14 protein-coding genes, 4 tRNA genes and 2 rRNA genes are annotated in these 22,927 nt (G+C 56.3%); 13 read left to right on the forward strand and 7 right to left on the reverse strand.

All coding sequences use genetic code 11. The features are described from left to right. Nucleotides 1-8: 8 nt before the first annotated feature. The 6 genes from OCV64_RS01835 to OCV64_RS01860 form a co-directional block, all read right to left on the reverse strand. Nucleotides 9-83 (reverse strand) — tRNA-Glu (locus OCV64_RS01835). Nucleotides 84-86: 3 nt separating this feature from the next. After that, nucleotides 87-162, reverse strand: a tRNA-Lys gene (locus tag OCV64_RS01840). 87 nt (nucleotides 163-249) lie between these two features. Continuing rightward, nucleotides 250-3,092, reverse strand: a 23S ribosomal RNA gene (locus OCV64_RS01845). A gap of 257 nt (nucleotides 3,093-3,349) precedes the next feature. Beyond that, nucleotides 3,350-3,425, reverse strand: a tRNA-Ala gene (locus OCV64_RS01850). Nucleotides 3,426-3,450: 25 nt separating this feature from the next. After that, nucleotides 3,451-3,527, reverse strand: a tRNA-Ile gene (locus OCV64_RS01855). Between the two features lie 123 nt (nucleotides 3,528-3,650). Then, nucleotides 3,651-5,181, reverse strand: a 16S ribosomal RNA gene (locus tag OCV64_RS01860). Together the 16S and 23S rRNA genes with 4 tRNA genes alongside form the textbook arrangement of a ribosomal RNA operon. A 726-nt stretch (nucleotides 5,182-5,907) precedes the next feature. On the opposite strand from OCV64_RS01860, the gene metA reads away from it, so the two are divergent. Beyond that, the gene (gene metA / locus OCV64_RS01865) at nucleotides 5,908-6,831 is read left to right on the forward strand and encodes a homoserine O-acetyltransferase MetA (protein ID WP_147573379.1); all 924 of its coding nucleotides are present in this window, start codon (nucleotides 5,908-5,910) and stop codon (nucleotides 6,829-6,831) included. 65 nt (nucleotides 6,832-6,896) lie between these two features. Here the strand turns inward: metA and OCV64_RS01870 are convergent, their stop codons facing one another. After that, the gene (locus tag OCV64_RS01870) at nucleotides 6,897-7,862 is read right to left on the reverse strand and encodes a LysR family transcriptional regulator (RefSeq protein ID WP_262669121.1); all 966 of its coding nucleotides are present in this window, start codon (nucleotides 7,860-7,862) and stop codon (nucleotides 6,897-6,899) included. Nucleotides 7,863-8,042: 180 nt separating this feature from the next. Between OCV64_RS01870 and ilvD the strand changes: the two genes are divergently transcribed. The 12 genes from ilvD to OCV64_RS01930 all read left to right on the forward strand — a co-directional run bounded on the left by ilvD (nucleotide 8,043) and on the right by OCV64_RS01930 (nucleotide 22,896). Beyond that, a complete protein-coding gene (gene ilvD / locus OCV64_RS01875) occupies nucleotides 8,043-9,719 on the forward strand; it encodes a dihydroxy-acid dehydratase (protein ID WP_186853118.1) in 1,677 nt (558 codons plus the stop codon). A 442-nt stretch (nucleotides 9,720-10,161) separates the two neighbouring features. After that, nucleotides 10,162-10,824: an HD domain-containing protein gene (locus tag OCV64_RS01880; RefSeq protein ID WP_147573376.1), complete on the forward strand. Its 663-nt coding sequence runs from the start codon at nucleotides 10,162-10,164 to the stop codon at nucleotides 10,822-10,824. A 157-nt stretch (nucleotides 10,825-10,981) separates the two neighbouring features. Beyond that, on the forward strand, nucleotides 10,982-11,356 hold the full coding sequence (locus tag OCV64_RS01885; protein WP_147573375.1) for a BlaI/MecI/CopY family transcriptional regulator: 375 nt from the start codon (nucleotides 10,982-10,984) through the stop codon (nucleotides 11,354-11,356). Beyond that, a complete protein-coding gene (locus tag OCV64_RS01890; RefSeq protein WP_262669122.1) occupies nucleotides 11,349-12,257 on the forward strand; it encodes a M56 family metallopeptidase in 909 nt (302 codons plus the stop codon). Before OCV64_RS01885 ends, OCV64_RS01890 begins: the two co-directional genes overlap by 8 nt. Beyond that, the gene (locus tag OCV64_RS01895) at nucleotides 12,254-14,179 is read left to right on the forward strand and encodes an XAC2610-related protein (RefSeq protein WP_262669123.1); all 1,926 of its coding nucleotides are present in this window, start codon (nucleotides 12,254-12,256) and stop codon (nucleotides 14,177-14,179) included. Before OCV64_RS01890 ends, OCV64_RS01895 begins: the two co-directional genes overlap by 4 nt. An 80-nt stretch (nucleotides 14,180-14,259) precedes the next feature. Continuing rightward, complete coding sequence (locus OCV64_RS01900; RefSeq protein ID WP_262669124.1) at nucleotides 14,260-15,561, forward strand: XAC2610-related protein; 1,302 nt, start codon at nucleotides 14,260-14,262, stop codon at nucleotides 15,559-15,561. 43 nt (nucleotides 15,562-15,604) lie between these two features. Continuing rightward, complete coding sequence (locus OCV64_RS01905) at nucleotides 15,605-17,611, forward strand: hypothetical protein (protein ID WP_262669125.1); 2,007 nt, start codon at nucleotides 15,605-15,607, stop codon at nucleotides 17,609-17,611. 248 nt (nucleotides 17,612-17,859) lie between these two features. After that, on the forward strand, nucleotides 17,860-18,699 hold the full coding sequence (locus OCV64_RS01910; RefSeq protein WP_147573370.1) for a 3-hydroxyacyl-CoA dehydrogenase family protein: 840 nt from the start codon (nucleotides 17,860-17,862) through the stop codon (nucleotides 18,697-18,699). Nucleotides 18,700-19,229: 530 nt separating this feature from the next. Beyond that, nucleotides 19,230-20,375 carry an acyl-CoA dehydrogenase gene (locus OCV64_RS01915; RefSeq protein WP_147573369.1) on the forward strand — a complete coding sequence of 382 codons (1,146 nt, stop codon included), beginning with the start codon at nucleotides 19,230-19,232 and terminating at the stop codon, nucleotides 20,373-20,375. A gap of 18 nt (nucleotides 20,376-20,393) precedes the next feature. Beyond that, nucleotides 20,394-21,194 (forward strand): acryloyl-CoA reductase electron transfer subunit gamma, encoded by an 801-nt coding sequence (acrB, locus tag OCV64_RS01920; protein ID WP_147573368.1) that lies wholly within the window; start codon nucleotides 20,394-20,396, stop codon nucleotides 21,192-21,194. Nucleotides 21,195-21,213: 19 nt separating this feature from the next. Continuing rightward, complete coding sequence (gene acrA / locus OCV64_RS01925) at nucleotides 21,214-22,326, forward strand: acryloyl-CoA reductase electron transfer subunit beta (RefSeq protein ID WP_147573367.1); 1,113 nt, start codon at nucleotides 21,214-21,216, stop codon at nucleotides 22,324-22,326. Between the two features lie 141 nt (nucleotides 22,327-22,467). Further along, nucleotides 22,468-22,896, forward strand: coding sequence for a hypothetical protein (locus OCV64_RS01930; protein WP_262669126.1), 429 nt, complete (start codon nucleotides 22,468-22,470; stop codon nucleotides 22,894-22,896). The last annotated feature ends 31 nt before the right edge of the window (nucleotides 22,897-22,927 follow it).

A 22,927-nucleotide genomic window follows, 5' to 3' on the forward strand; every position in this document is an offset into this window, starting at 1 on the left:
TTTATAAATGGTGACCCGTACGGGAATCGAACCCATGTTTGCGGCGTGAGAGGCCGCCGTCTTAACCGCTTGACCAACGGGCCGTGTGGTGCGCCTTCAGGGATTCGAACCCGGGACCCACTGATTAAGAGTCAGTTGCTCTACCAACTGAGCTAAAGGCGCATTTTGCGCTTTTGTCTGCACCCTGAAAACCGAACAGTGAAGCCGCATTCCTTGCTTACAAGCGCCTGCATTCTATTCTTAACCTTTTAGGTCAAGCCCTCGGCTTATTAGTATCGGTCAGCTCAACACCTCACAGTGCTTACACCTCCGACCTATCAACGACATAGTCTACGTCGAGCCTTACTCCATAAAGGATGAGAGATCTAATCTTAGGGGGAGTTTCACGCTTAGATGCTTTCAGCGTTTATCTCGTCCAGACGTAGCTACCCAGCTGTGCCCTTGGCAGGACAACTGGTGCACCAGAGGTCTGTCCATCCCGGTCCTCTCGTACTAAGGACAGCTCCCTTCAAATCTCTTACGCCCGCAACAGATAGGGACCGAACTGTCTCACGACGTTCTGAACCCAGCTCGCGTGCCACTTTAATCGGCGAACAGCCGAACCCTTGGGACCGAATTCAGCCCCAGGATGTGACGAGCCGACATCGAGGTGCCAAACCTCCCCGTCGCTGTGGACGCTTGGGGGAGATCAGCCTGTTATCCCCAGGGTAGCTTTTATCCGTTGAGCGACGGCACTTCCACTTGCATACCGCCGGATCACTAACTCCAACTTTCGTTACTGCTCCACCCGTCGGTGTCGCAGTTAGGCTCGTTTATGCGTTTACACTCAATGCACGATTTCCGTCCGTGCTGAACGAACCTTTGAGCGCCTCCGTTACCTTTTAGGAGGCGACCGCCCCAGTCAAACTGCCCACCTAACAGTGTCCCCCGACCGGATTCACGGCCGCAGGTTAGAAAACCAGTAAATCAAGGGTGGTATCCCAAGGGTGGCTCCACCTGAGCTGACGCCCAAGCTTCCAAGCCTCCCACCTATCCTGTACATGATTTACCAATCCTCAGTATTAAGCTACAGTAAAGCTCCATGGGGTCTTTCCGTCTAGTTGCGGGTAACCGGCATCTTCACCGGTACTACAATTTCGCCGGGTGGGCTGTTGAGACAGCGCCCAAATCGTTACGCCATTCGTGCGGGTCAGAACTTACCTGACAAGGAATTTCGCTACCTTAGGACCGTTATAGTTACGGCCGCCGTTTACTGGGGCTTCAATTCAAACCTTCGCTTGCGCTAAGCTCTCCTCTTAACCTTCCAGCACCGGGCAGGCGTCAGCCCATATACGTCATCTTTCGATTTAGCATAGACCTGTGTTTTTGGTAAACAGTCGCTTGGGCCTATTCTCTGCGGCTCCCCTTAGGGAGCTCCCCTTATCCCGAAGTTACGGGGTAATTTTGCCGAGTTCCTTAACAACCCTTCTCCCGTTGGCCTTAGGATTCTCTCCTCATCTACCTGTGTCGGTTTGCGGTACGGGCACCTTAGCATACACCAGAACTTTTCTCGCCTCGTTATTCTCCGACTTCCCTACTTGATTTCGGTCCCTTTCGCCCGGGTCAACCAACGCCCGGGTTCGGATAGCTCCAAGTGTCCTTCTGGTTTAAGTTTCGGTGGCTACGGAATTTCAACCGTATGTGCATCGACTACGCCTTTCGGCCTCGCCTTAGCTCCCGGCTTACCTTGGGCGGACGAACCTTCCCCAAGAAACCTTAGATTTTCGGCCATTATGATTCCCACATAATTCTCGCTACTCATTCCGGCATTCTCACTCGAATAAAGTCCACCGCTGCTTCCGCTACGACTTCACCCCTTATTCGACGCTCCCCTACCACTGCATTAGATGCAATCCCAAGCTTCGGTTATACGCTTAGCCCCGTTACATTTTCCGCGCAGAGTCACTCGACCAGTGAGCTATTACGCACTCTTTTAATGAGTGGCTGCTTCTAAGCCAACATCCTGGTTGTTTTCGCAACTCCACATCGTTTTCCACTTAGCGTATATTTGGGACCTTAGCTGTGGGTCTGGGCTGTTTCCCTTTTGACCACGAGACTTATCTCACGTAGTCTGACTGCTAGTCATCAATTATCCGGCATTCAGAGTTTGATAGGGTTCAGTAACTTTATCAGCCCCTAGCCCATTCAGTGCTTTACCTCCGGTAATCTAAACTAACGCTAGCCCTAAAGCTATTTCGGGGAGAACCAGCTATCTCCAAGTTCGATTAGAATTTCTCCGCTATCCACAAGTCATCCGCCACCATTGCAACGGGGGTCGGTTCGGTCCTCCATGGGGTTTTACCCCCACTTCAACCTGCTCATGGATAGGTCACCTGGTTTCGGGTCTATTGCACGCGACTTTATACGCCCTATTCAGACTCGCTCTCGCTTCGCCTCCGGTGCTGAACACCTTAAGCTTGCCACGTACAATAACTCGCCGGACCGTTCTACAAAAAGTACCTCATCACACTTTAACGTGCTTTGAGTGCTTGTAAGCACAAGGTTTCAGGTTCTCTTTCACTCCCCTCCCGGGGTCCTTTTCACCTTTCCCTCACGGTACTGCTCCTCTATCGGTCATCAAGTAGTATTTAGGGTTGGAGGGTGGTCCCCCCAGTTTCCCACAGGGTTTCACGTGTCCTGCGGTACTCTGGATTCTGACTAAATCGACTCAGCTTTCGCTTACGGGACTATCACCCGCTGTGGTCGGCCTTCCCATACCGTTCAGCTAGCCTATCAATCCGTTGTGTCAGTCCACAACCCCGAAGGATAAATCCTTCGGTTTGCCCTCTTCCGCGTTCGCTCGCCACTACTTGCGGAATCTCTGTTGATTTCTCTTCCTCGCCCTACTTAGATGTTTCAGTTCAGGCGGTTCCCCGCCTACGCCTATTTGATTCAACGCAGGCTGACAGAGTATTGCTCTGCCGGGTTTCCCCATTCGGAAATCCTGGGATATAACGCTTATGTGCAGCTCCCCCAGGCTTATCGCAGCTTGTCACGTCCTTCATCGGCTCTTGATGCCAAGGCATTCCCCTTGCGCTCTTATTAGCTTGACCTTCGTAGAACAACCTTTTCAAGCTGTTCTCTTGGTTCTATAAGAATTATGCAGGCCTCAGATTCAGTTTCATTGTAGTATTTGTTACCCTTTTAATTCCTTAAAAAGTCCACAAATTTTACTTTGTTACCTCTCTGTTGCTTGCTCGCAATTTCTTGCTTGCTTCACTGTTCAGTTTTCAAGGTGCAGTTCTCCGACCCTTTTCAAGGTCAGATCGAAATGCTCACCCTCTTGGGTAAACACTTCGATTTGATCTTGTGGTGGAGGTTATCGGACTCGAACCGGTGACCCCCTGCTTGCAAAGCAGGTGCTCTACCAACTGAGCTAAACCCCCTTATCCGGGTGCCCTCAGCTTTTGGTGGTGGGCCCAAGTGGACTCGAACCACCGACCTCACGATTATCAGTCGTGCGCTCTAGCCAGCTGAGCTATGGGCCCGTGAGCCCCCACCGCTCCCCTTACGGCGTGCGCCCTCTAAATTAAACAACGTGACCCCTACTTTGCACAGACGTCTGACCTTAGGACGTTACAAAAACCTGTCGGCTTTTGAACTCTCCTTAGAAAGGAGGTGATCCAGCCGCACCTTCCGATACGGCTACCTTGTTACGACTTCACCCCAATTATCGAACCCACCTTCGGCCGCGCCCCCCTTGCGGTTAGGCTACGGACTTCGGGTGTTCCCGACTCTCATGGTGTGACGGGCGGTGTGTACAAGGCCCGGGAACGTATTCACCGCGGCATGCTGATCCGCGATTACTAGCGATTCCAACTTCATACAGGCGAGTTGCAGCCTGCAATCCGAACTGGGATGGCTTTTAGGGGTTTGCTCCACCTCGCGGTCTTGCTTCCCTCTGTTGACCACCATTGTAGTACGTGTGTGGCCCAGGACATAAGGGGCATGATGATTTGACGTCGTCCCCACCTTCCTCCGTTTTGTCAACGGCAGTCTCGCTAGAGTGCTCTTGCGTAGCAACTAACAATAAGGGTTGCGCTCGTTGCGGGACTTAACCCAACATCTCACGACACGAGCTGACGACAACCATGCACCACCTGTCACCGGCGCTTCCGAAGAAGAAGGTGTATCTCTACACCGGTCACCGGGATGTCAAGCCCTGGTAAGGTTCTTCGCGTTGCTTCGAATTAAACCACATACTCCACCGCTTGTGCGGGCCCCCGTCAATTCCTTTGAGTTTCAACCTTGCGATCGTACTCCCCAGGTGGGATACTTATTGTGTTAACTGCGGCACGGAGGGGGTCAGACCTCCCACACCTAGTATCCATCGTTTACAGCGTGGACTACCAGGGTATCTAATCCTGTTTGCTCCCCACGCTTTCGCGCCTCAGCGTCAGTTGCTGTCCAGCAGACCGCCTTCGCCACTGGTGTTCCTCCTAATATCTACGCATTTCACCGCTACACTAGGAATTCCGTCTGCCTCTCCAGTACTCAAGAACTACAGTTTCAAATGCAGGCCACAGGTTGAGCCCATGGTTTTCACATCTGACTTGCAGTCCCGCCTACACGCCCTTTACACCCAGTAAATCCGGATAACGCTCGCCACCTACGTATTACCGCGGCTGCTGGCACGTAGTTAGCCGTGGCTTATTCCTCAGGTACCGTCACTTGCTTCGTCCCTGAGAAAAGAAGTTTACAACCCGAAAGCCTTCTTCCTTCACGCGGCGTTGCTGGGTCAGGCTTGCGCCCATTGCCCAATATTCCCCACTGCTGCCTCCCGTAGGAGTCTGGGCCGTGTCTCAGTCCCAATGTGGCCGGCCAACCTCTCAGTCCGGCTACTGATCGTCGCCTTGGTGGGCCGTTACCCCGCCAACTAGCTAATCAGACGCGAGTCCATCTCAGAGCGATAAATCTTTGGCAGTCAGAGCCATGCGACCCAACTGCATCATGCGGTATTAGCAGATGTTTCCACCTGTTATTCCCCACTCCAAGGCAGGTTACTCACGCGTTACTCACCCGTCCGCCACTAAGTAACTCACTCCATTGGACGAATCCTCTGTCATGAGCACTCCGTTCGACTTGCATGTGTTAAGCACGCCGCCAGCGTTCATCCTGAGCCAGGATCAAACTCTCAATAAAATGGTATTTAAAGAACCGAAGTCCCTCAAATCATATTATTGAAACTTTTCCAAGCTTCAAAGAAATTTACGGTCATCCGTTTCAAGCTTCGCTTGTCTTCGAACAACCAAATCCATATCTGGTGCTTTTCGTTTGTCACGTTGTTTAATTTACAAGGTACACGCCGCTCCGTGCGGCGGGTTTTTATCTTACCACATTCAGTTCGCTTTGTCAAGAACTTTTTTCGAGCTTTTTCAAACTCTTTTGTCCTCTCATTCGCCGCTCCCTTAGTGGCTTGCCGCTGCCCTCGCGGACAGCTTGATTAGGTTACCACACTTCATTGCCTTTGTCAAGCACTTTTTTTCGCCAGTTTCAAACTTTTTTCGTCTGTCCCCTGGACCGCCTCATGTGGCTCCCTCCGCTCCCCCGCAGGGCTTGCCCCTGCCGCAGAGCGCTTGCTTATATTAGCAAACACTTCCTCCCTTGTCAACACTTTTTTCCCACTTTTTTCCCCTTTTTTTATCCCCTCCTTACCTACACTATATCTTCCCCTCCTTCACTCCCTCCTACCACTATATCTGGACCGCCCTTCTGCCTGTCCATCTGTCAAGAACAAATATACGCCAGATTTCCGCCTTGCGGAAATTCCTTGTTTGTGGTAACCTTATTTCATCCATGGCCGAGCAAATATGCACCACTGACGGCCAAGAGGCCACACGCCTCTTATCATATAGGGAAGTGATCCAAATGCCCATCAAGATCCCCGACTCTCTGCCCGCCCGAGCCACGCTGGAGGGGGAAAATATCTTTGTCATGACGGAATATCGGGCCATCCATCAGGATATGCGTCCGCTGAATCTCCTTATCCTGAATCTAATGCCGACCAAAATCGTCACTGAAACGCAGCTGCTTCGCAAGCTGTCCAATACGCCTCTGCAAATTCAGGTGGAGCTCCTTCAAATGGCTAGCCACGTTTCCCAAAATACGGATGCCAGCCATCTCGCTTCCTTTTATACTACCTTTGACCAAATCAAGGATAAACGGTATGACGGTATGATCATCACCGGCGCGCCGGTAGAAAATCTGGATTTCGCGGATGTGGACTATTGGCCGGAGCTGTGCGACATTATGGAGTGGACCAAGACTCATGTCCACTCCACCCTCCATGTATGCTGGGGGGCTCAAGCCGGCCTCTACTACCACTACGGCATTCCCAAATACTCTCTGCCCAAAAAACTGTTCGGTGTCTTCCCACATACTATTATAAAAAAACAATCCCCCCTGTTCCGGGGATTTGATGATATCTTTTATGTCCCCCATTCCCGGCATACGGAAAACCATCTGGATGATATCCTGGCCCGCCCGGAACTAGAACTGCTGGCCGTATCGGATGAGGCCGGAGTTTTTGCTGTCAAAAGCGAGAACAACCGCCGCTTCTTTATCACCGGCCACCCGGAATATGATCCGGACACGTTGGCCAACGAGTACTTTCGGGATATCAACAAAGGTCTTGATATTGATGTTCCCAAGCATTATTTTCCCGGCGATGACCCCCAGCAGTCACCCGTTGTCCGCTGGCGCTCCGCCGCCCAGCTCTTTTACACAAACTGGCTCAATTACTATGTATATCAGACTACTCCCTATGACCTGTATCAAGGCCAACTGCAATGATGATAAAGCTGGTCCCCGAAACCTCCATTTCGGGGACCAGCTTTTTGTTATCTCAAATCTCAGGTCTACTGCTCCAACACATCTGTCTGCTCCAAGTAGCTGCCCACAATTTCCTTCAGAAGCGCAAAACAGTCTACCGCAAATTTGGGGTAGTACACCATATCCTGATACACCAAATCAAAGCGCAGGGATCGTTCCAAGCCCCGTACTGGTAGGATGCAGAGAAATCTTTCCTCTGGGCAGCTTCGGTTCCCCTTTATAATGGTAGGCAGAAATATTTGAGGACAGAAGGACGCCACATATCCAGTGCGACACGCCTCCTCTAATACGTTGTAATCACTGACTGACAACAGATTGTCTATCGTCACCCCATTTGTGACCAGGTGCTGGTCAATCAACTGGAAGGCTGTACTTTTTCCATAATTCATAGCAAAGGGCAGGCCTTGAAAGTGTTTCAAGTCAATGCCGCTCCTTAGGCCGGCTATTGCCTCTTTCTCCAGTCCGAGGTATTTTTTGAGATAGGAGACGGAGGCAATCAAATAGATGCTCTCCCGAGCCAGAGGGACCGACTTCATTCCAGGACGCAGAGCTGTATTGACACCCAAAAATCCATCCAGCTCACCGTTCTCCAGCATCCTTTCCATTGCGGAGGTCTCTCCCGGGACCAGCTCGACCCGCACCTTCGGATATCGAGCATGATACTGCACAAAGAACAGAGGAATGATCAGGCGGGCTCTTGCATAGTTTGTACCTAATCTCAGGGTGCCAGCAGCCCCCTCCTCCAGTTCGGCCAATTCCGCTTCCAACCCGGACTCCAAATTTTTTACCCGCTGCAGCGTGCGCTGTACCGCTTCCCCCGCCGGAGTAAGGGACACCCGTGGACGCCGGTAGAAGAGCGGGGTTCCATAGCACCCCTCCAGCCGCCGGATATGGTCACTGAGCCCCTGTTGGCTGAGGAAAGCACGGGCCGCTGCCCGACGGAAATTGAGCTCCTCCGCCAAGATCAGAAAGAGTTTCTCACTATTTGTCATCTGTCTCCCCCCTTTCATGGTAACATACACGGCATTTAATAACAAGTATTTACTTGTTGATTTACAGAGTACAACTGTTTTACATAGAATCAGTTTTTCTCTATACTATATTGTATCAGAGCGGACACATACCACAGCAACCACTATATTATCATTTCAATTAGGGGAGGCAAGACCTAGATGGCAGAAAACTGGAAGGGGGTCCATGACCCTGATAATATCCAGGAGGGCTATTTCACCGGCCTGATGAATTCCTGCGGATACCGCATCAAGGATTTACGCAAACCTATCATCGGCATCGCAAATTCTTACACGGATGTCAATCCCGGTCACCGAAGCTTTGGCGAACTGGCCAAGTTCGTAAAGGAAGGTATCTGGGCCGCTGGCGGCGTACCGGGGGAGTTTAATGTCCCCGCCCCCTGCGACGGCATGGCCCAGGGCGCAGGGATGCATTATATCCTGCCCCAGCGTGATTTGATCGCGGCCAGCATTGAATCCATGGCCAACGCCCACGGCTTTGACGGCCTTGTCTTCCTATGTAGCTGTGACAAGATCGTCCCCGGTATGCTTATGGCTGCCGCCGCGCTCAATAAACCCTGCCTTTTTCTCACTGCCGGCAGCATGGTGCCCTATGAGGCGGAGGAGGGCACCTATGTGACCCCTGATTTGAAGGAGTCTATCGGCGCCCGGAATATCGACAAGATCAGTGAGGAAACCTACACTCGTTATCGTGAAAACATCTGCTTTTCCTGCGGTACCTGCAGTATGTACGGGACCGCCAATACCATGGGCGTTTTTGCCGAAGTCATCGGCCTGTGCCCCATCGACAGCACCACCATGCTGTTCTGCTCCGCGGCTAAAAACCGTCAGGCCCGGGATGTGGGTGAACGCATCGTTCAGCTTGTGAAGGAGAACGTCAGGTTCAGCGATATCGTCACGGAAAGCAGCCTGATAAACGGCCTCCGTCATGTAGCGGCTACCGGCGGATCTACCAACGCCCAGCTCCACATATGCGCGCTGGCCCGTGTGATGGGTATTAAGCTCGATATGGGAGATTTCGACCAGATCCAGCAGCATGTCCCCTGTATTGCCAAGTTCAAACCCTCCTCCCAATATAATATCTATGACTATTACAAGGCCGGAGGCGTGGGAGCCACCCTCAAGGCGATCCAGCAGTATTTGGACCTGGATGCCCGTTTGGCTATGGGCGGTACTCTGGGCGAATTTTTGTCCGCCTTCAAACGGAAAGTAAACGCCGAGATCATTCACTCTGTCGAGGACCCCCTGTATCCTGACGGCAGCTTTGCCGTGCTATACGGCAATTTGGCCCCCAACGGCTGCATCGTGAAAAAGAGCGGCGTGGTCCCTGAGATGTTCCACCACCGGGGGCCGGCTGTGTGCTTCGACTCTGAGGACGACCTGCGCAAGTTTATGGCAGATAGGGCCGTCAAGCCCGGCAGCGTCCTGGTCATCCGCTATGAAGGGCCCAAGGGAGGCCCAGGCATGAGGGAAATGTCCATCCCCGCCGCTATGCTGGTGGGCATGGGGCTGCACACCAGCTGTGCCATGGTCACCGACGGACGCTATTCCGGCGCGACACGGGGGCCCTGTATTGGCCATGTCTCCCCCGAAGCCTGGGATGGCGGTCCCATCGCCGCGGTCCAAGACGGGGATATGATCGAGATTGATATTGACAACCACACCATCCATCTGGAAGTAAGCGAGGAGGAGATTGTCTCCCGTCTAGCTAAGATTCGCCGTCCCGACCGTCCTGTTAAGGGCGCGTTGGCCGCCTACCGTTCCGCCGTGGAGGGGGTTGACAAAGGTTGCGTCTGGTTATACGGAGACGAGCAATAATTTCCCTACATTCTATTTTGTTATATTCTTTGATATATATTTTACTAGAACAGGGGTCCATAGGTTGAAACCTATGGACCCCTGTTTTTTCTTTTGATTTTCCTTAAACATACAGCTCAGACCGAGACCAGTATGCCTCATGCTTCTCCAACATCTCTGTGGTCCTGTAGCGCTCCCATCCTTCCCTACTGCCGGGCCAAGGTGTTTAGATTCTGGTCCGCTCTTTTTCGCCTGTCCAGTTTTATCCCATTTCAACTATTGAAAACTGCCCATAATTATTATAGTATAAACAGGGACATTTCCACCCCGGAGCGCAGTGTTTCCCTTTCAACGGGGAAGCGGCATCTCCGTTCCCCCTGCGTAACGGTTACCGGCGGCGGGTCACCCACACCATTTGGATGAGAACGTTACCCAACCGGCCGGCATGAAGGAGGCTTTACTTATGTCTGTCACCTTTCAGGATATTCAAAACTCCGTGGAAATCCGCACTTATATTACCCAGGCGGACGCTTCCCTGATCGCTCTCGGCTTTACTGAACATTCCTTTGCCCATGTGGGCCGGTGTGCCGACGTAGCCGCCAGGATTCTGAACGAGCTGGGCTATCCCGCCCGAGAGGTGGAGCTGGCTCGGATCGCCGCCTTTATGCATGACATCGGTAATGTGGTCAACCGCCATGACCACGCCATCAGTGGAGCCACCATGGCCTTCCGCATTCTTGATAAAATGGGGATGGAACCGGCGGAGGTGGCCACTGTCATCACCGCCATCGGCCACCACGACGACTCCACCGCTTTTCCCGTAAATGCGGTGGCTGCCGCCCTGATCCTGGCGGACAAGACCGATGTGCGCCGCAGCCGGGTGCGCAACAACGATGTCATTAACTTCGACATCCACGACCGGGTCAACTACGCTGTGGAGCGGTCCGAGGTGCTACTGGACACCGTGTCCGGAACCGTTACCCTCTCCCTGACCATTAACACCCAGGTCTGTGCTGTCATGGACTACTTTGAAATCTTCCTTCAGCGTATGGTGCTGTGCCGTAAAGCGGCGGAGTTCTTTCACCTTCAGTTCCATCTGGAAATCAATGGGCAGATTTTGCTGTAATTCGTTTTTCCCTGCGGCCGCTTATGAGGCGGCCGCTTTTTCTTTTTCCCCATCCATTCTGTTGCCCACTGTAACCACACTGTAACTTGATTTTCTATTACTTCAAGTGTAGTATGTTTTTAAGGACTACATTTGACGTAATAAGGAGCTATCTGACATGAAACGACTTCCTGACACCGAACTGGAGGTAATGAAGGCCCTGTGGACCTCTGGGCCAGGCACTCCGCGCGCCCAGCTGGACCAAATCCTGGCCCCTTTCGGCTGGTCTCCCAACACCATCAACACCTACCTCACCCGGCTAGTGGCGAAAGGGTTTGTGTCCGTTCGAAGGGAGGGCAGGGGCAACCTGTACACCCCTCTCATCCTTCGGGATGACTACCAGGCCTTTGACAGCCGGGCAGTGGTGTCTCGACTGTACGGTTCTCCCCGAAACTTTGTGGCCGCTCTGGCGCGGGAAGGCTTGGACCGCCGGGATCTGGATGAGCTTCAAGCCCTGCTGAACGAGTTGAGCGGAGGGCGGGATCATGGATGACTTTCTTCTCACTTTAGGGGCGCTGACTCTAGGCGGATCAGCGGCTATTCTCCTGCTGTCCCTAGCATCCCGCTCCACCCGCTCCCTCTATGGGGCCCGGTGGCGGTGCTGGGCCTGGCTGCTCCTTTGTCTGCGGCTGGCGGTTCCCTTCCCCCTGCTGCCCCAAGGGCAGCGTGAAGCCGCCCCTATCCAGCTCCCCACTTTTTCTGATTCCATTATCTACCAATCGCGCCCTGGCGGCGGAGAACAATCTCCCCCTGAAGGTCAGAGCGGGGAGGCGCCCGGCAAGGCCGGCAGTCAGGGGAGCACGGTTTCTTCTTCCTACTCCGGCGGTCAGCCGGACCCATCCTGGGATGAGCCTTTCTCCCTGTCCCTCTCCCAACTGGCTGGGGCATTGTGGCTGGTAGGAGTAACTGTCGTTGTGCTATGGGCCGGGCTGGCCCACCTGCGCTTCCTGTGCTACCTCCGACGCTGGTCCTCTCCTGTCGTGGACAGCGACACTGTGCGTATTTTCAACCAGCTAGGGGACAGCTTGGGCCTGGGCCGTCGCCCTCGGCTGCTGGCGTGTCAGGGGCTGAAGGTGCCCATGCTGGCCGGTTTGCTGAGGCCCGTTCTCCTGCTGCCCCAGGATAAGCTGTCGGGAGATGCTCTGCACTACTCCCTCCTCCATGAGCTCACCCACTTCCGCCGCCGGGACATCTGGCTGAAGGCCCTGGCCCTGTGGGTCAATGCCCTTCACTGGTTCAATCCCTTGGCCTGGTATATGGTCCGTCTGGTAGAGCGGGACACGGAGCTGGCCTGTGACGAGGCGGCGCTTAACACACTCTCGCCGGAGGAACACGCCGCCTACGGGCAAACCATCCTGTCCGCTGTGTCCCGTCTGAGAAAGGAAGCGCCATGAACAGAACGTCCCTCCCCATTTCCCCTTTTACCACCGCCCTGTCCGGCTCGGCCAGGGAAATGGAGCTTCGCATCCGCAGCATCTTCCAGTGGAAGCGCAGACGCCCGCCTCTGCCTCTGCTGATCCTCCTGCTGGCCGCCGCCCTCCTGTGCGGCAACCTGGTGTCCTGCCGGACGGAGGAGCCTGACCTGGCCCAGCTTCTCCTGGAGGCGCACGAAAATTATCCCTATGATGGTGGCCGTATGTCCTCTAAGCTCCTCCTGTCCCAGGAAGGGGAGGGCTGCACCCTGGCCCTGGCTCTCGTAGACGGCGGCTCTCACCCCGCAGGGCTGGGCAATCTGATGCTGGGCCTGTGGGACAGGAGGGAGCAAGACTGGCGGGGCCCTGTCCGACAGGTGGCTGGGGATGACGGCCTGTTCTCCTCCTGGACCGATGCGGAGGGCATCCTCAACATTTTGTGCACCAACACCTCCACCTGGACCGGCATTGAGGGAGCCAGCACCGTGGCCCACTACCGCTTTGACGGCTCCAGTTTGGAGGAGGCTGCCCAGTGGGACTACTACAGTGACGACGGTCTCTCCGACCAGAAGGCCGTTCCCGTGGAGGGCGGCCTGGAGCTGTACTCCCTCAACCCGGAGTGGGGCTATCCCGACAGCATCCAGTCTGGCAGTCCCATGCCGGAGCAGTGGGTCTATTCCCATTTTGAGTCCATTGGCAAAGCAGGCATCTCCGCCCATACCGCCGCCTACTCCGTTCCCCTCACAAGCCAGCGGGATCTGACTCTGGAACTTCGTTCCGACAGAGCCAAGAGGGACGTTTTTTTCTCCCCTCTCAAGGAGATTCTGGTCTACGAGGACGGAAAGCTGCTTCAATCCATTGACGTCCCCGCTCTGATGGCCAGCGACCAACCCATTCAGGCCTACCGGTGGGACACACATTCCGTGGATATCTACCCCGCCTTCAGTCTGGCGGAGGAACCTCAGTATCTCTATGAGGGTCTGTTTTTCCGGGAGGAGTCCGCTTTTGGCGGCCAGGAATTTGGAGATTTCAACTTCGACGGCTACACCGACTTTGCCATTCCGGCGGTGGAGGCCTCTCCCCATAATGTGACCTACGCCTATTTTCTTTTTGACCCCGCGGCGGAGGAGTACATTTTCTCTTTCCTCATGTTCAGCCCGCCGGAGCTGTTGAAGGAGGAGGAGCTGCTGGTGGAGCATGAGCATGACAGCCAAACCGTCCAGCGCCGCTATTATTCCTTTGACCGGGAGGGACGGCTTGTGTTGGTGCGGCAGGAAACCGAGCTTTACGGACAGCCCTCTGACTCCCTCTCCCCTGAGCCTTATCCCGGCCCCGCCGAGGCAGCAGAGGCATTCCGGCAAGTGATGGCCGGAGACGCTCCTTTCCGTTCTGTATCAGAAGACGGCAGAGAGTATTACCTCTCTCAAATCAACGAGCTGATTTGGAATGACCCTGCGGTGAACGCCTATGCGGAGCAATTTGCCGTGGCCGATTTGGACGATGATGGGACGCCGGAGGTCATCATTCTCACCAACCAGCACATCCACTCCGAGCCCATTCTGGTCCTGCGCTGGCAGGATGGGCAGATCTACGGCTACAATGAGGTGGGCCGGGGGATGCAGGGGCTGAAGGCGGACGGCACCTCCGGCTGGTCTGACGGCACCTTTCACAACGGCACCCACCGGGACCAATACAGCTCCAGCGGCGATGGCCCCGACCGGCGGGAGCAACTCTATCTCAGTGAAGAAATTTTGGCCTCAGACGGTTCAGGGGAATTCTATCTCAGCGGCCAAGAGGTCACCCAGGCAGAGTATGAAGCCGCCGAAGCGGCCCAGGACGCCAAGCCTGACGCGGTCTGGTACAACCTTCTCCCGGAAATCATCGCCGACCTGTTTGGACAATAGGAGGAAGGGCCACCCTGTGCCTTCGCCCCCCTAATTCCTAACTCCCATCCCAACTCTCCATTCTCAACCGGAGGTGTCCCATGAACAAAATCCCCTCCTCCCCCTTCGCCACCCGCCTGTCCGGGTCGGCCACAGAAACGGAGCTTCGCATCCGCAGCATCTTCCAGTGGAAAAAACAGCGCCCGCCCCTGTGGGCCATGATCCTCACCGGCCTTGTCATCCTCTCCTGCGGCGGGCTGGTGTCCTGCCAGGCCCAGGAGGAAAGGCCCGCCCCCGGCGGCCTCTCCGGCGATCCGGGCCCCGCCCCCGTCAGCAGACCCGCGGATCCCTCCCTCCCTTACGATCTGGAGACAGTCTCTTTGGACGGTCTGACTCTGGATGATAGTGGGACGGAAGACGACCGGGTCACCGTCACCTCCTGCCGGGTGGACGCTTCTGACCGGGAGGGGCTGACCACAGTGGAGGTCACTCTGGGCGGCGGGCAGACCGCTGTCTGGAAGTACCCCTACCCCTGCTTCCCCAACATTGTCCCCCTGTACCTCACCTCACCTGACGTGCAATCCCTGGTCATCGAAATGGCCGACCGCACCTCCAATTACGGGGCCGCCCGCTGCTTCGTCTTGGAGATGGAGGACGGCGCTCTGGCGGAGCAGGGCCATATCGGGCTGTGGGACGACCCGGAGCACGACCTTTTGCCCGAGGAGGCCGTCCTTTGCGGCGCTGAACGGGCAGAGCGGGAGGACAGCGCGCTCCAGGCCCTGCGGGTCCCCGTACTGATTGACAAGTGGCATGACCCCTGTTATATCACGCTGACCTGGGAAGATGGTCAGTTTGTATCAAAGGCCGACGACTTCTTCACCGACCGGGAAACACTGCCCCTGCCGGACGGCGGGGAAGTGACCATAGAGCTGGAGGGCCGCTGGAAAAACAGTGACACGGACCTTCAGGCGCTTTATTACAGTGAGATCCGGGTTCTAGATGGGACCCGCCTGCTCCAAACCATCACGCCCCCGCACGCACTGCCCCAGCCCCGTGCCTTCGACTCCGATACCGCCGCCCAGGTCACCCCTCCGGCAGCCAACGCCCCGGCGCTGGGCTTCAGTGCAGAGCGCCAGCTTCACGCCCTGGATCTCCGGGATGTGAATTTTGACGGCTTCACAGACCTGGGCCTTCCCTGGGACACCACCCACAACGATGTCCACCTCTGGTACCTGTGGGATCCGGCGGCCGGACAGTTCCGGTATTCCTTCGCCCTCCAAGGGGATCTGACTATCGATGCGGAGCGGCATCTGCTGATCGAAACCCGCTGGGAGGAGGGCCCCCACACCTATTCCTTCAATGCCCGGGGCCAGATCTGCTGGCAGGGGCCGTATGAGATGTGACTGCCGCCCCTTTTTGCTCCAGGACAAAAGGAGGTATATTCAGATGAAAAAAATTCCCCGCTCCCCCTTCGCCACCCGGCTGTCCGGGTCGGCCAGGGAGATCGAGCTGCGAATCCGCAGCATCTTCCAGTGGAAAAAACAGCGCCCGCCCCTGGCCCTTTTCCTTCTCATGCTGGTCATCGGCCTGCTGTGCGGCAATCTGGTGTCCTGCCAGAGCAGTCCGGCAGGCGTTCCGGAGGATCCCCCCGCCCAGAGCGGCGAGGCGTGGAGCACCCGGTCCGTTCTGGACGCCCTGTCCCAGTGCTTCGACGCCGCAGAGTCGTTCCCCGACGGCATGGAGCGAGAGCTGCTGGATACCGTCGGCACCGGCGAGGATGTCACTCTGGCCGCGGCCCATTTTTACGACCGCTATCCCCGCTACTCCCTGGTCATCGGCATGGTGGACCGGGCGGGGCAGGTGGTCGGAACGCCCTTTGAGGTCCGGGGCTCCGGTGGTCGGCCCTATGTGGCCGCCTTTGTAAAGGACGGGGTGGAGTACCTGCTCTACACTGGAAGCAGTGCGCACCAGGCATACAGCAGCGGCCAGGCCGGGGTCATCCGTCTGGACGGAGGCGACTTCTCCTGGGTGTGGCCGGTGGAGGGGGACATCCGGGATGAAAGCTCCCAAGCTTACCGGGACTACAACGCCTATTGGGAGGAAAAAAAGCCCCTGATGGCCCCTGGCGGCGTAGATATTTTTACGGAAAACCAAGACTACGGCTCCTATGAGGGCTCCCCCGTCCAGTGGGTCCCCGACCACAATGAAACCTTCTGGTATACTGCCGAACAGGACCTGCCCATTGGCGTCTACTATCAGAGCCGGGGATGGTTGGAGGAATTTACCCGGCATGAACGGAACCCCTGGAACGCCTTGAACACCTCTGCCCTGTGGCAGATCGTATCCCTAGCCCCGGCGGACGGGGTGTACCGGGACAGAAACTATGACGGGGAGGCAGTCTATGAGCTGAAGGCCCGGGCGGACAGCGGAGATGACCTGTGGTTTGCGGCCTCCCTCCTCTTTGACCACAGCGGAGAGCGTCCCATCCAGATCCAGAGCTGGAGCATGGGCACAAAAGCGGAGATAGACAGTGCCGGCGGAGGGGCCGATCCGCAGCAGCCGGACGAGGCCCTCTACACCCTGCTCCGGGACTGGTATGACGGCCAATACCCCAACGGCCGGTGGTATTTTGTTTCCGACCAGCCCAGCGCCCCCCGGGAGGGGGACGTCCGACTTGGCCCTGTCACTTATGTCGGGGAGGTCCCCACAGACAGCGGGGCAGCAGCGGTCTACGAGATCGTCATATCCCGTTATACGCTCCACCGTGCAGACGAGAATGACCCCGGCTCCTGGGACTTCTTCTCTGCCGACACCCAGTTCATCGTCCTCCGGCTGGATGGGGAGGGCATACCCACCCAGGTGCTGGGCGTCGCCCCCACGCAGCCCAGCCGCGATATCCAGGCCATCGTCTATGAGGCCCCCTATGGCCTACTCAGCGGTGATGTGACCTTCCTCCGGGACGGCTGGAACACCCCTATCGGCCCGGGGATGGATCTGTCCTTCTCCTGCCTGGACACCGGGAGCTGGGAGACGGAGCAGTTGGAGGGCTATGAACCCATCTACAACCCCGGCGACTACTGGCACCGGGTCTCCGCCAACTACCCAGAGGGTTCCTTTACCGCCCTGTGCTATCACAGCGCGGCAGACGACGCCGACTCCATCCACACCCTGGAGGCCTCCATGTCCGACCTGTACACCCCCCGGGGCATCCGGGTAGGGGCCAGCCGGGCGGAGGTGCTGGCCGCCTATCCAGAGGCTCTCACCGGCGACTACTGGGGACAGTATCCGGAGGAGCCTGATCTGCTGGCCTATCTGCCCTGGAGCGGCCACGACCCGGAGCAGGTCTCCGACCTGTCCCAGCTGGAGTTTTCCCAGGGGCTGGGCCCGGCGATCCTGTTTTTCTTTGATGGGGACACCGTGGAGCGCATCGTCCTTACCAATATGTTCAACTGACCGCAGGGCAACAAACGGCAGCTTTCCGGCAAGATATGCAGGTCAAAACTGAAAAAGCTGCATTTTTTCAGGGCTTTGCCCAATTACACGGAAAAAATATTGTTTAAAATATTCCCCCCCTTTCCTCTTGCGTTTGCACAAAAAAACAGGTATACTGGGGTCCATAAGAGCGGGGCCGGGTTTCCCCGGCCGACCCCCGCCAGCGGATCTGGCACCATTTTACTTATTTTAATTAGGAGGAACACAGTATGAAAGTCGCATTGTTCGGCGCCGGCACCATGGGCCGGGGCATCGCCCAGGTCTTTGCCGCCAAGGGCCACACCGTCCTGATGTACGCCAGCAGCCCCGCCTCCGCCCAGCGCCACAAGGATACCTTGGGCAAGTCCCTGGCCAAGCGGGTCGAAAAGGGCAAGATGGCTCAGGAGGCTATGGATGCCCTGATGGCCAACGTTCTGATCCCCCAGACCCATGAGGAGGCCGCCGACGCCGATCTGGTCATTGAGTGCGTCAAGGAGGAGATGGCCACCAAGAAGGAGCTTCTGAACGAGCTGGACGGCTTCTGCAAGCCCGAAACTGTCTTTGCCTCCAACACCTCCTCTCTGTCCATCACCGAGATGGGCAACGGCCTGAAGCACCCCGTCATCGGAATGCACTTCTTCAACCCCGTGCCCTCCATGAAGCTGGTGGAGATCATCCGCGGAGCCAACACCACCCAGGAGACCTTTGATTTCATTTACAAGCTGTCCCAGGACATCGGCAAGGACCCCGTCGAGGTGGCCGAGGCCCCCGGCTTTGTGGTCAACAAGATCCTGATCCCCATGATCAACGAGGCCATCGGCCTGGTTGAGACCGGCGTCGCCTCTGTGGCCGACATCGACAAGGCCATGCAGCTGGGCGCCAATCATCCGATGGGCCCCCTGGCTCTGGGCGACTTCATCGGTCTGGACGTGTGTCTGGCCATTATGGACACCCTGTTTGCCGAAACCGGCGACCCCAAGTACCGCCCCGCCCTTCTGCTGAAGAAGATGGTCCGCGGCGGCCTGCTGGGCAAGAAGTCCGGCAAGGGCTTCTACGATTACAGCAAGTAAATCGCCCCATCCAGCTGCCCCCTCCCAAGCCGGAGGGGGCAGTTTTATATGTCAAAAAAAGAGCGGCACTTCGGGCCTTCTTTTCCGGAGGCACCTTCTCCGCCCCCCAATCCAGCCGGACCACGGGCCGGCCCCCCGGCGCCCTGAAAGGGCAGCGAAATCGCAGCCGGTCAACATACGCCAATCTTTTAGGCAACTTCCGCATATTTTCCCGTTTCCGACAAATCCGATATGGAAAAACTGTTAAATTTGCCAGATATGTCCCCCTTGCTTTACCCCTGAAAAACAGCTATAATCTGGGTTGTAAGTGGATTTTAGCCGTGTTTGATATGGTTCGCAACGCCAGGATCCTTTCCTGTGTTGCGCTTTTTTCCGGTTTTTATTGTTAAATTTCTAACAATATTCGTCAAACGCGGCGTCCCGACCATGTATCGTCTGCCCCCGGGGCCGGCTCTCTCCGGTCAAGAAAGGCGCGCCTCCCGGGCGTTTAAGGATGATTGCAAAGTAATTTAAACTAGGAGGACTAAAAAATGGATTTTCATCTGTCGAAAGAACAAGAGATGGTCCGCAAGATGTACCGCGAGTTCGCCGAGAACGAGGTCAAGCCCTTGGCTGAGGAAATCGACGAGGAAGAGCGCTTCCCTATGGAAACCGTAGAGAAGATGGGCAAGCTGGGCATGCTGGGCATCTACTTCCCCAAGGAGTACGGCGGAGCCGGCGGCGATGTGCTGTCCTACGCCATGTGCGTTGAGGAGCTGGCCAAGGTGTGCGGCACCACTGCCGTCATCGTGTCCGCCCATACCTCTCTGTGTTGCGCCCCCATCTTTGAGCACGGCACTGAGGAGCAGAAGATGAAGTACCTGCCTGACCTGCTCTCCGGCAAGAAGATCGGCGCCTTCGGTCTGACCGAGCCCAACGCCGGTACCGACGCCTCCGGCCAGCAGACCACCGCCGTAAAGAATGAGAACGGCGACTATGTGCTCAACGGCTCCAAGTGCTTCATCACCAACGGCACCGTAGCCGAAACTCTGGTGGTCTTCGCTATGACCGACAAGACTCTGGGCAACCACGGCATCTCCGCCTTCATCGTGGAGAAGAACTTCCCCGGCTTCTCTGTGGGCAAGCACGAGAAGAAGATGGGTATCCGCGGCTCCTCCACCTGCGACCTGATCTTTGAGGACTGCGTCGTGCCCAAGGAGAACCTGCTGGGCAAGGAGGGCCAGGGCTTCAAGATCGCCATGCAGACCCTGGACGGCGGCCGTATCGGCATCGCCGCGCAGGCTCTGGGCCTGGGCGAGGGCGCTGTGAACGAGGCTGTCAAGTACACCCAGGAGCGCGTGCAGTTCAAGAAGCGTCTGTCCCAGTTCCAGAACACCCAGTTCCAGCTGGCCGATATGCACACCCGGATGCAGGCCGCTCAGTACCTGGTGTACGCCGCCGCCGTGAAGAAGCAGAACCACGAGCCCTACGGCATGGATTCCGCTATGGCCAAGCTGTTCGCCGCTGAGGCCGCTTCCGACGTGACCCGCCGCGCCGTCCAGCTGTTCGGCGGCTACGGCTACACCCGTGAGTACCCCGTGGAGCGCATGATGCGCGATGCCAAGATCACCGAGATCTACGAGGGTACTTCCGAGGTCCAGCGCATGGTCATCTCCCGTGCTCTGGGTGTGAAATAAGTTAGGAGGCAGATCGAAATGAAAATCATTGTTTGTGTCAAGCAGGTCCCCGATACCTCCGGTAAGGTGGCCGTCAATCCCGATGGTACTCTGAACCGCGCCTCCATGGCCGCTATCACCAACCCCGACGACCTGAACGCCGTCGAGGCCGCTCTGACTTTGAAGGAGCAGACCGGCGCCGAGGTCGTAATCGTCTCTATGGGTCCTCCTCCCGCCGAGTCCATGCTGCGTGAGGTCATGGCCCGCGGCGCTGACCGCGCCGTTCTGGTGTCCGCCCGTGAGTTCGGCGGCTCCGATACCTACGCCACCTCCCAGATCCTGGCCGCCGCCATCAACAAGATTGGTGTCGAGGACGAGGATATCGTGCTGTGCGGCCGTCAGGCCATCGACGGCGATACCGCCCAGGTCGGCCCCCAGATCGCTGAGAAGCTGCACCTGCCCCAGGTTTCCTACGCCGCCGAGATCACCAAGGAAGGCGACACCATCACCGTCAAGCGGATGCTGGAGGACGGCTATATGACCATCAAGGTCAAGACCCCCTGCCTGATCACCTGCATCAAGGAGCTGAACGCTCCCCGTTACATGAGCGTGGGCGGTATCTATGAGTGCTACTCCAAGCCCTATGAGATCTTTGACTACAACACCCTGAAGGACGATCCCCTCATCGATCCTACCACCATCGGTCTGAAGGGCTCCCCCACCAACATCTTCAAGTCCTTCACTCCCCCTCAGAAGGGCGTGGGCATGATGCTGGAGGGCGCCGACAAGGCCACCTGCGACAAGCTGGCCGGCATTCTGGCCGCCAAGCACCTGATCTGATAGAAGGGAGATTAAGAATATGTCTAACTACAACAGTGCTGCCATCGAAGAATTCAAGGGCGGCGTTTGGGTATTCTGCGAGCAGCGTCAGGGCAAAATGATGCCCACCTCCTTCGAGCTGATCTCCGAGGGCCGCAAGCTGGCCGACGAGCTGGGCGAGAAGCTGTACGGCCTTCTGCTGGGCCACGAAATCGAGGGTATCGCCAAGGAGCTGGGCGGCTACGGCGCTGACGGCGTGTATGTCTGCGACCACCCCCTGCTGGCCAACTACACCACTGACGGCTACACCAAGGTCATCTGCGACGTGATCCAGGAGTACAAGCCTGAGGTCATGCTGATCGGCGCCACCAACATCGGCCGCGATCTGGGCCCCCGCTGCGCCGCCCGTCTGCACACCGGCCTGTGCGCCGACTGTACTCACCTGGACATCGACGTGCCCAAGTACAAGGACTTTCTGCGCTCCGCCTCCACTCTGGCTCCTGCCATGATCGACTCCATCCCCGAGGATGACCGCAACCTGAAGATGACCCGTCCCGCTTTCGGCGGTCACCTGATGGCCACCATCATCTGCCCCCGCTTCCGTCCCGCTATGGCCACCGTCCGTCCCGGCGTGATGAAGAAGAACGCCTTTGACCAGGCCAAGGCTGACGCCTGCGAGATCATCAAGCCCAACTTCTCCCTCACCGAGGACGACATGGAAACTCAGGTCGTCGAGGTGGTCAAGGCCGCCAAGAAGCTGGTCGATTTGATCGGCGCCGATGTGGTCGTTTCCGTGGGCCGCGGCATCTCCAAGGATGTTGAGGGCGGCATCAAGCTGGCCGAGGAACTGGCTGAGGTTCTGGGCGGCGTCGTGGGCGGCTCCCGTGCCACCATCGACTCCGGCTGGCTGTCCGCCGACCATCAGGTCGGTCAGACCGGCAAGACCGTTCACCCCAAGATCTATGTGGCTCTGGGCATCTCCGGCGCTATCCAGCACAAGGCCGGTATGCAGGACTCCGAGTGCATCATCGCCGTGAACAAGAACGATACTGCCCCCATCTTCGAGATTGCCGACTACGGCATCTGCGGCGACCTGTTCAAGGTCACCCCCATGCTGATCGAGGCCATCAAGGCTGCCAAGGCCGCCAAGTAAGATCGGCTGTAATCGCATAAAAAAGCCAGTACCCCCCGTCCAACGGACGGGGGGTACTTATTTTATAAGTAGTTTTTTAAAAAAATCCATGCTATACTGTTGATATAATACAGAAACTACTAGGCTTAAAGGAGGAATATCATGAAAATCTATCATAAACCTTCTTTTATGTACGGTCTTACTTTCCTTTTCGCACTGCCTCTGTTTACGTTTGGTATCATAAAGGTCCATTGGTGGCAGTGGATCATCACCATCGCATTTGCCACAAAGTTCTTATACACAGGACTTTCTAAATCAGAAAGCGAGTATCAGGAAAATATCGCAAAGAACTATCGGAGCGTGGCCCAGGAGCTTTACGGGAAATATGCAACCATAAAGTTAAATTTCCCTTTGGTCATTTTATGTTCTTTTTATGCTGTCGCTTTGTTCATCAGGTTGGTAGCTGATTTTTTTATTCCTATTTGGATCACTGTTTGTTTCACAATCGTTCTTACTGTTTCTGTCTTTTATAGCCTCAGCCTTGACCATAAAATCAAAGAACATATTGAAAATGGCACAAATAGAGGATAGAAATGAATTAAACAACACCTCAAAAGCCAAT

It is taken from the genome of Muriventricola aceti (assembly GCF_025567565.1).
GTDB classification, from domain to species: Bacteria; Bacillota; Clostridia; order Oscillospirales; family Oscillospiraceae; genus Lawsonibacter; species Lawsonibacter aceti.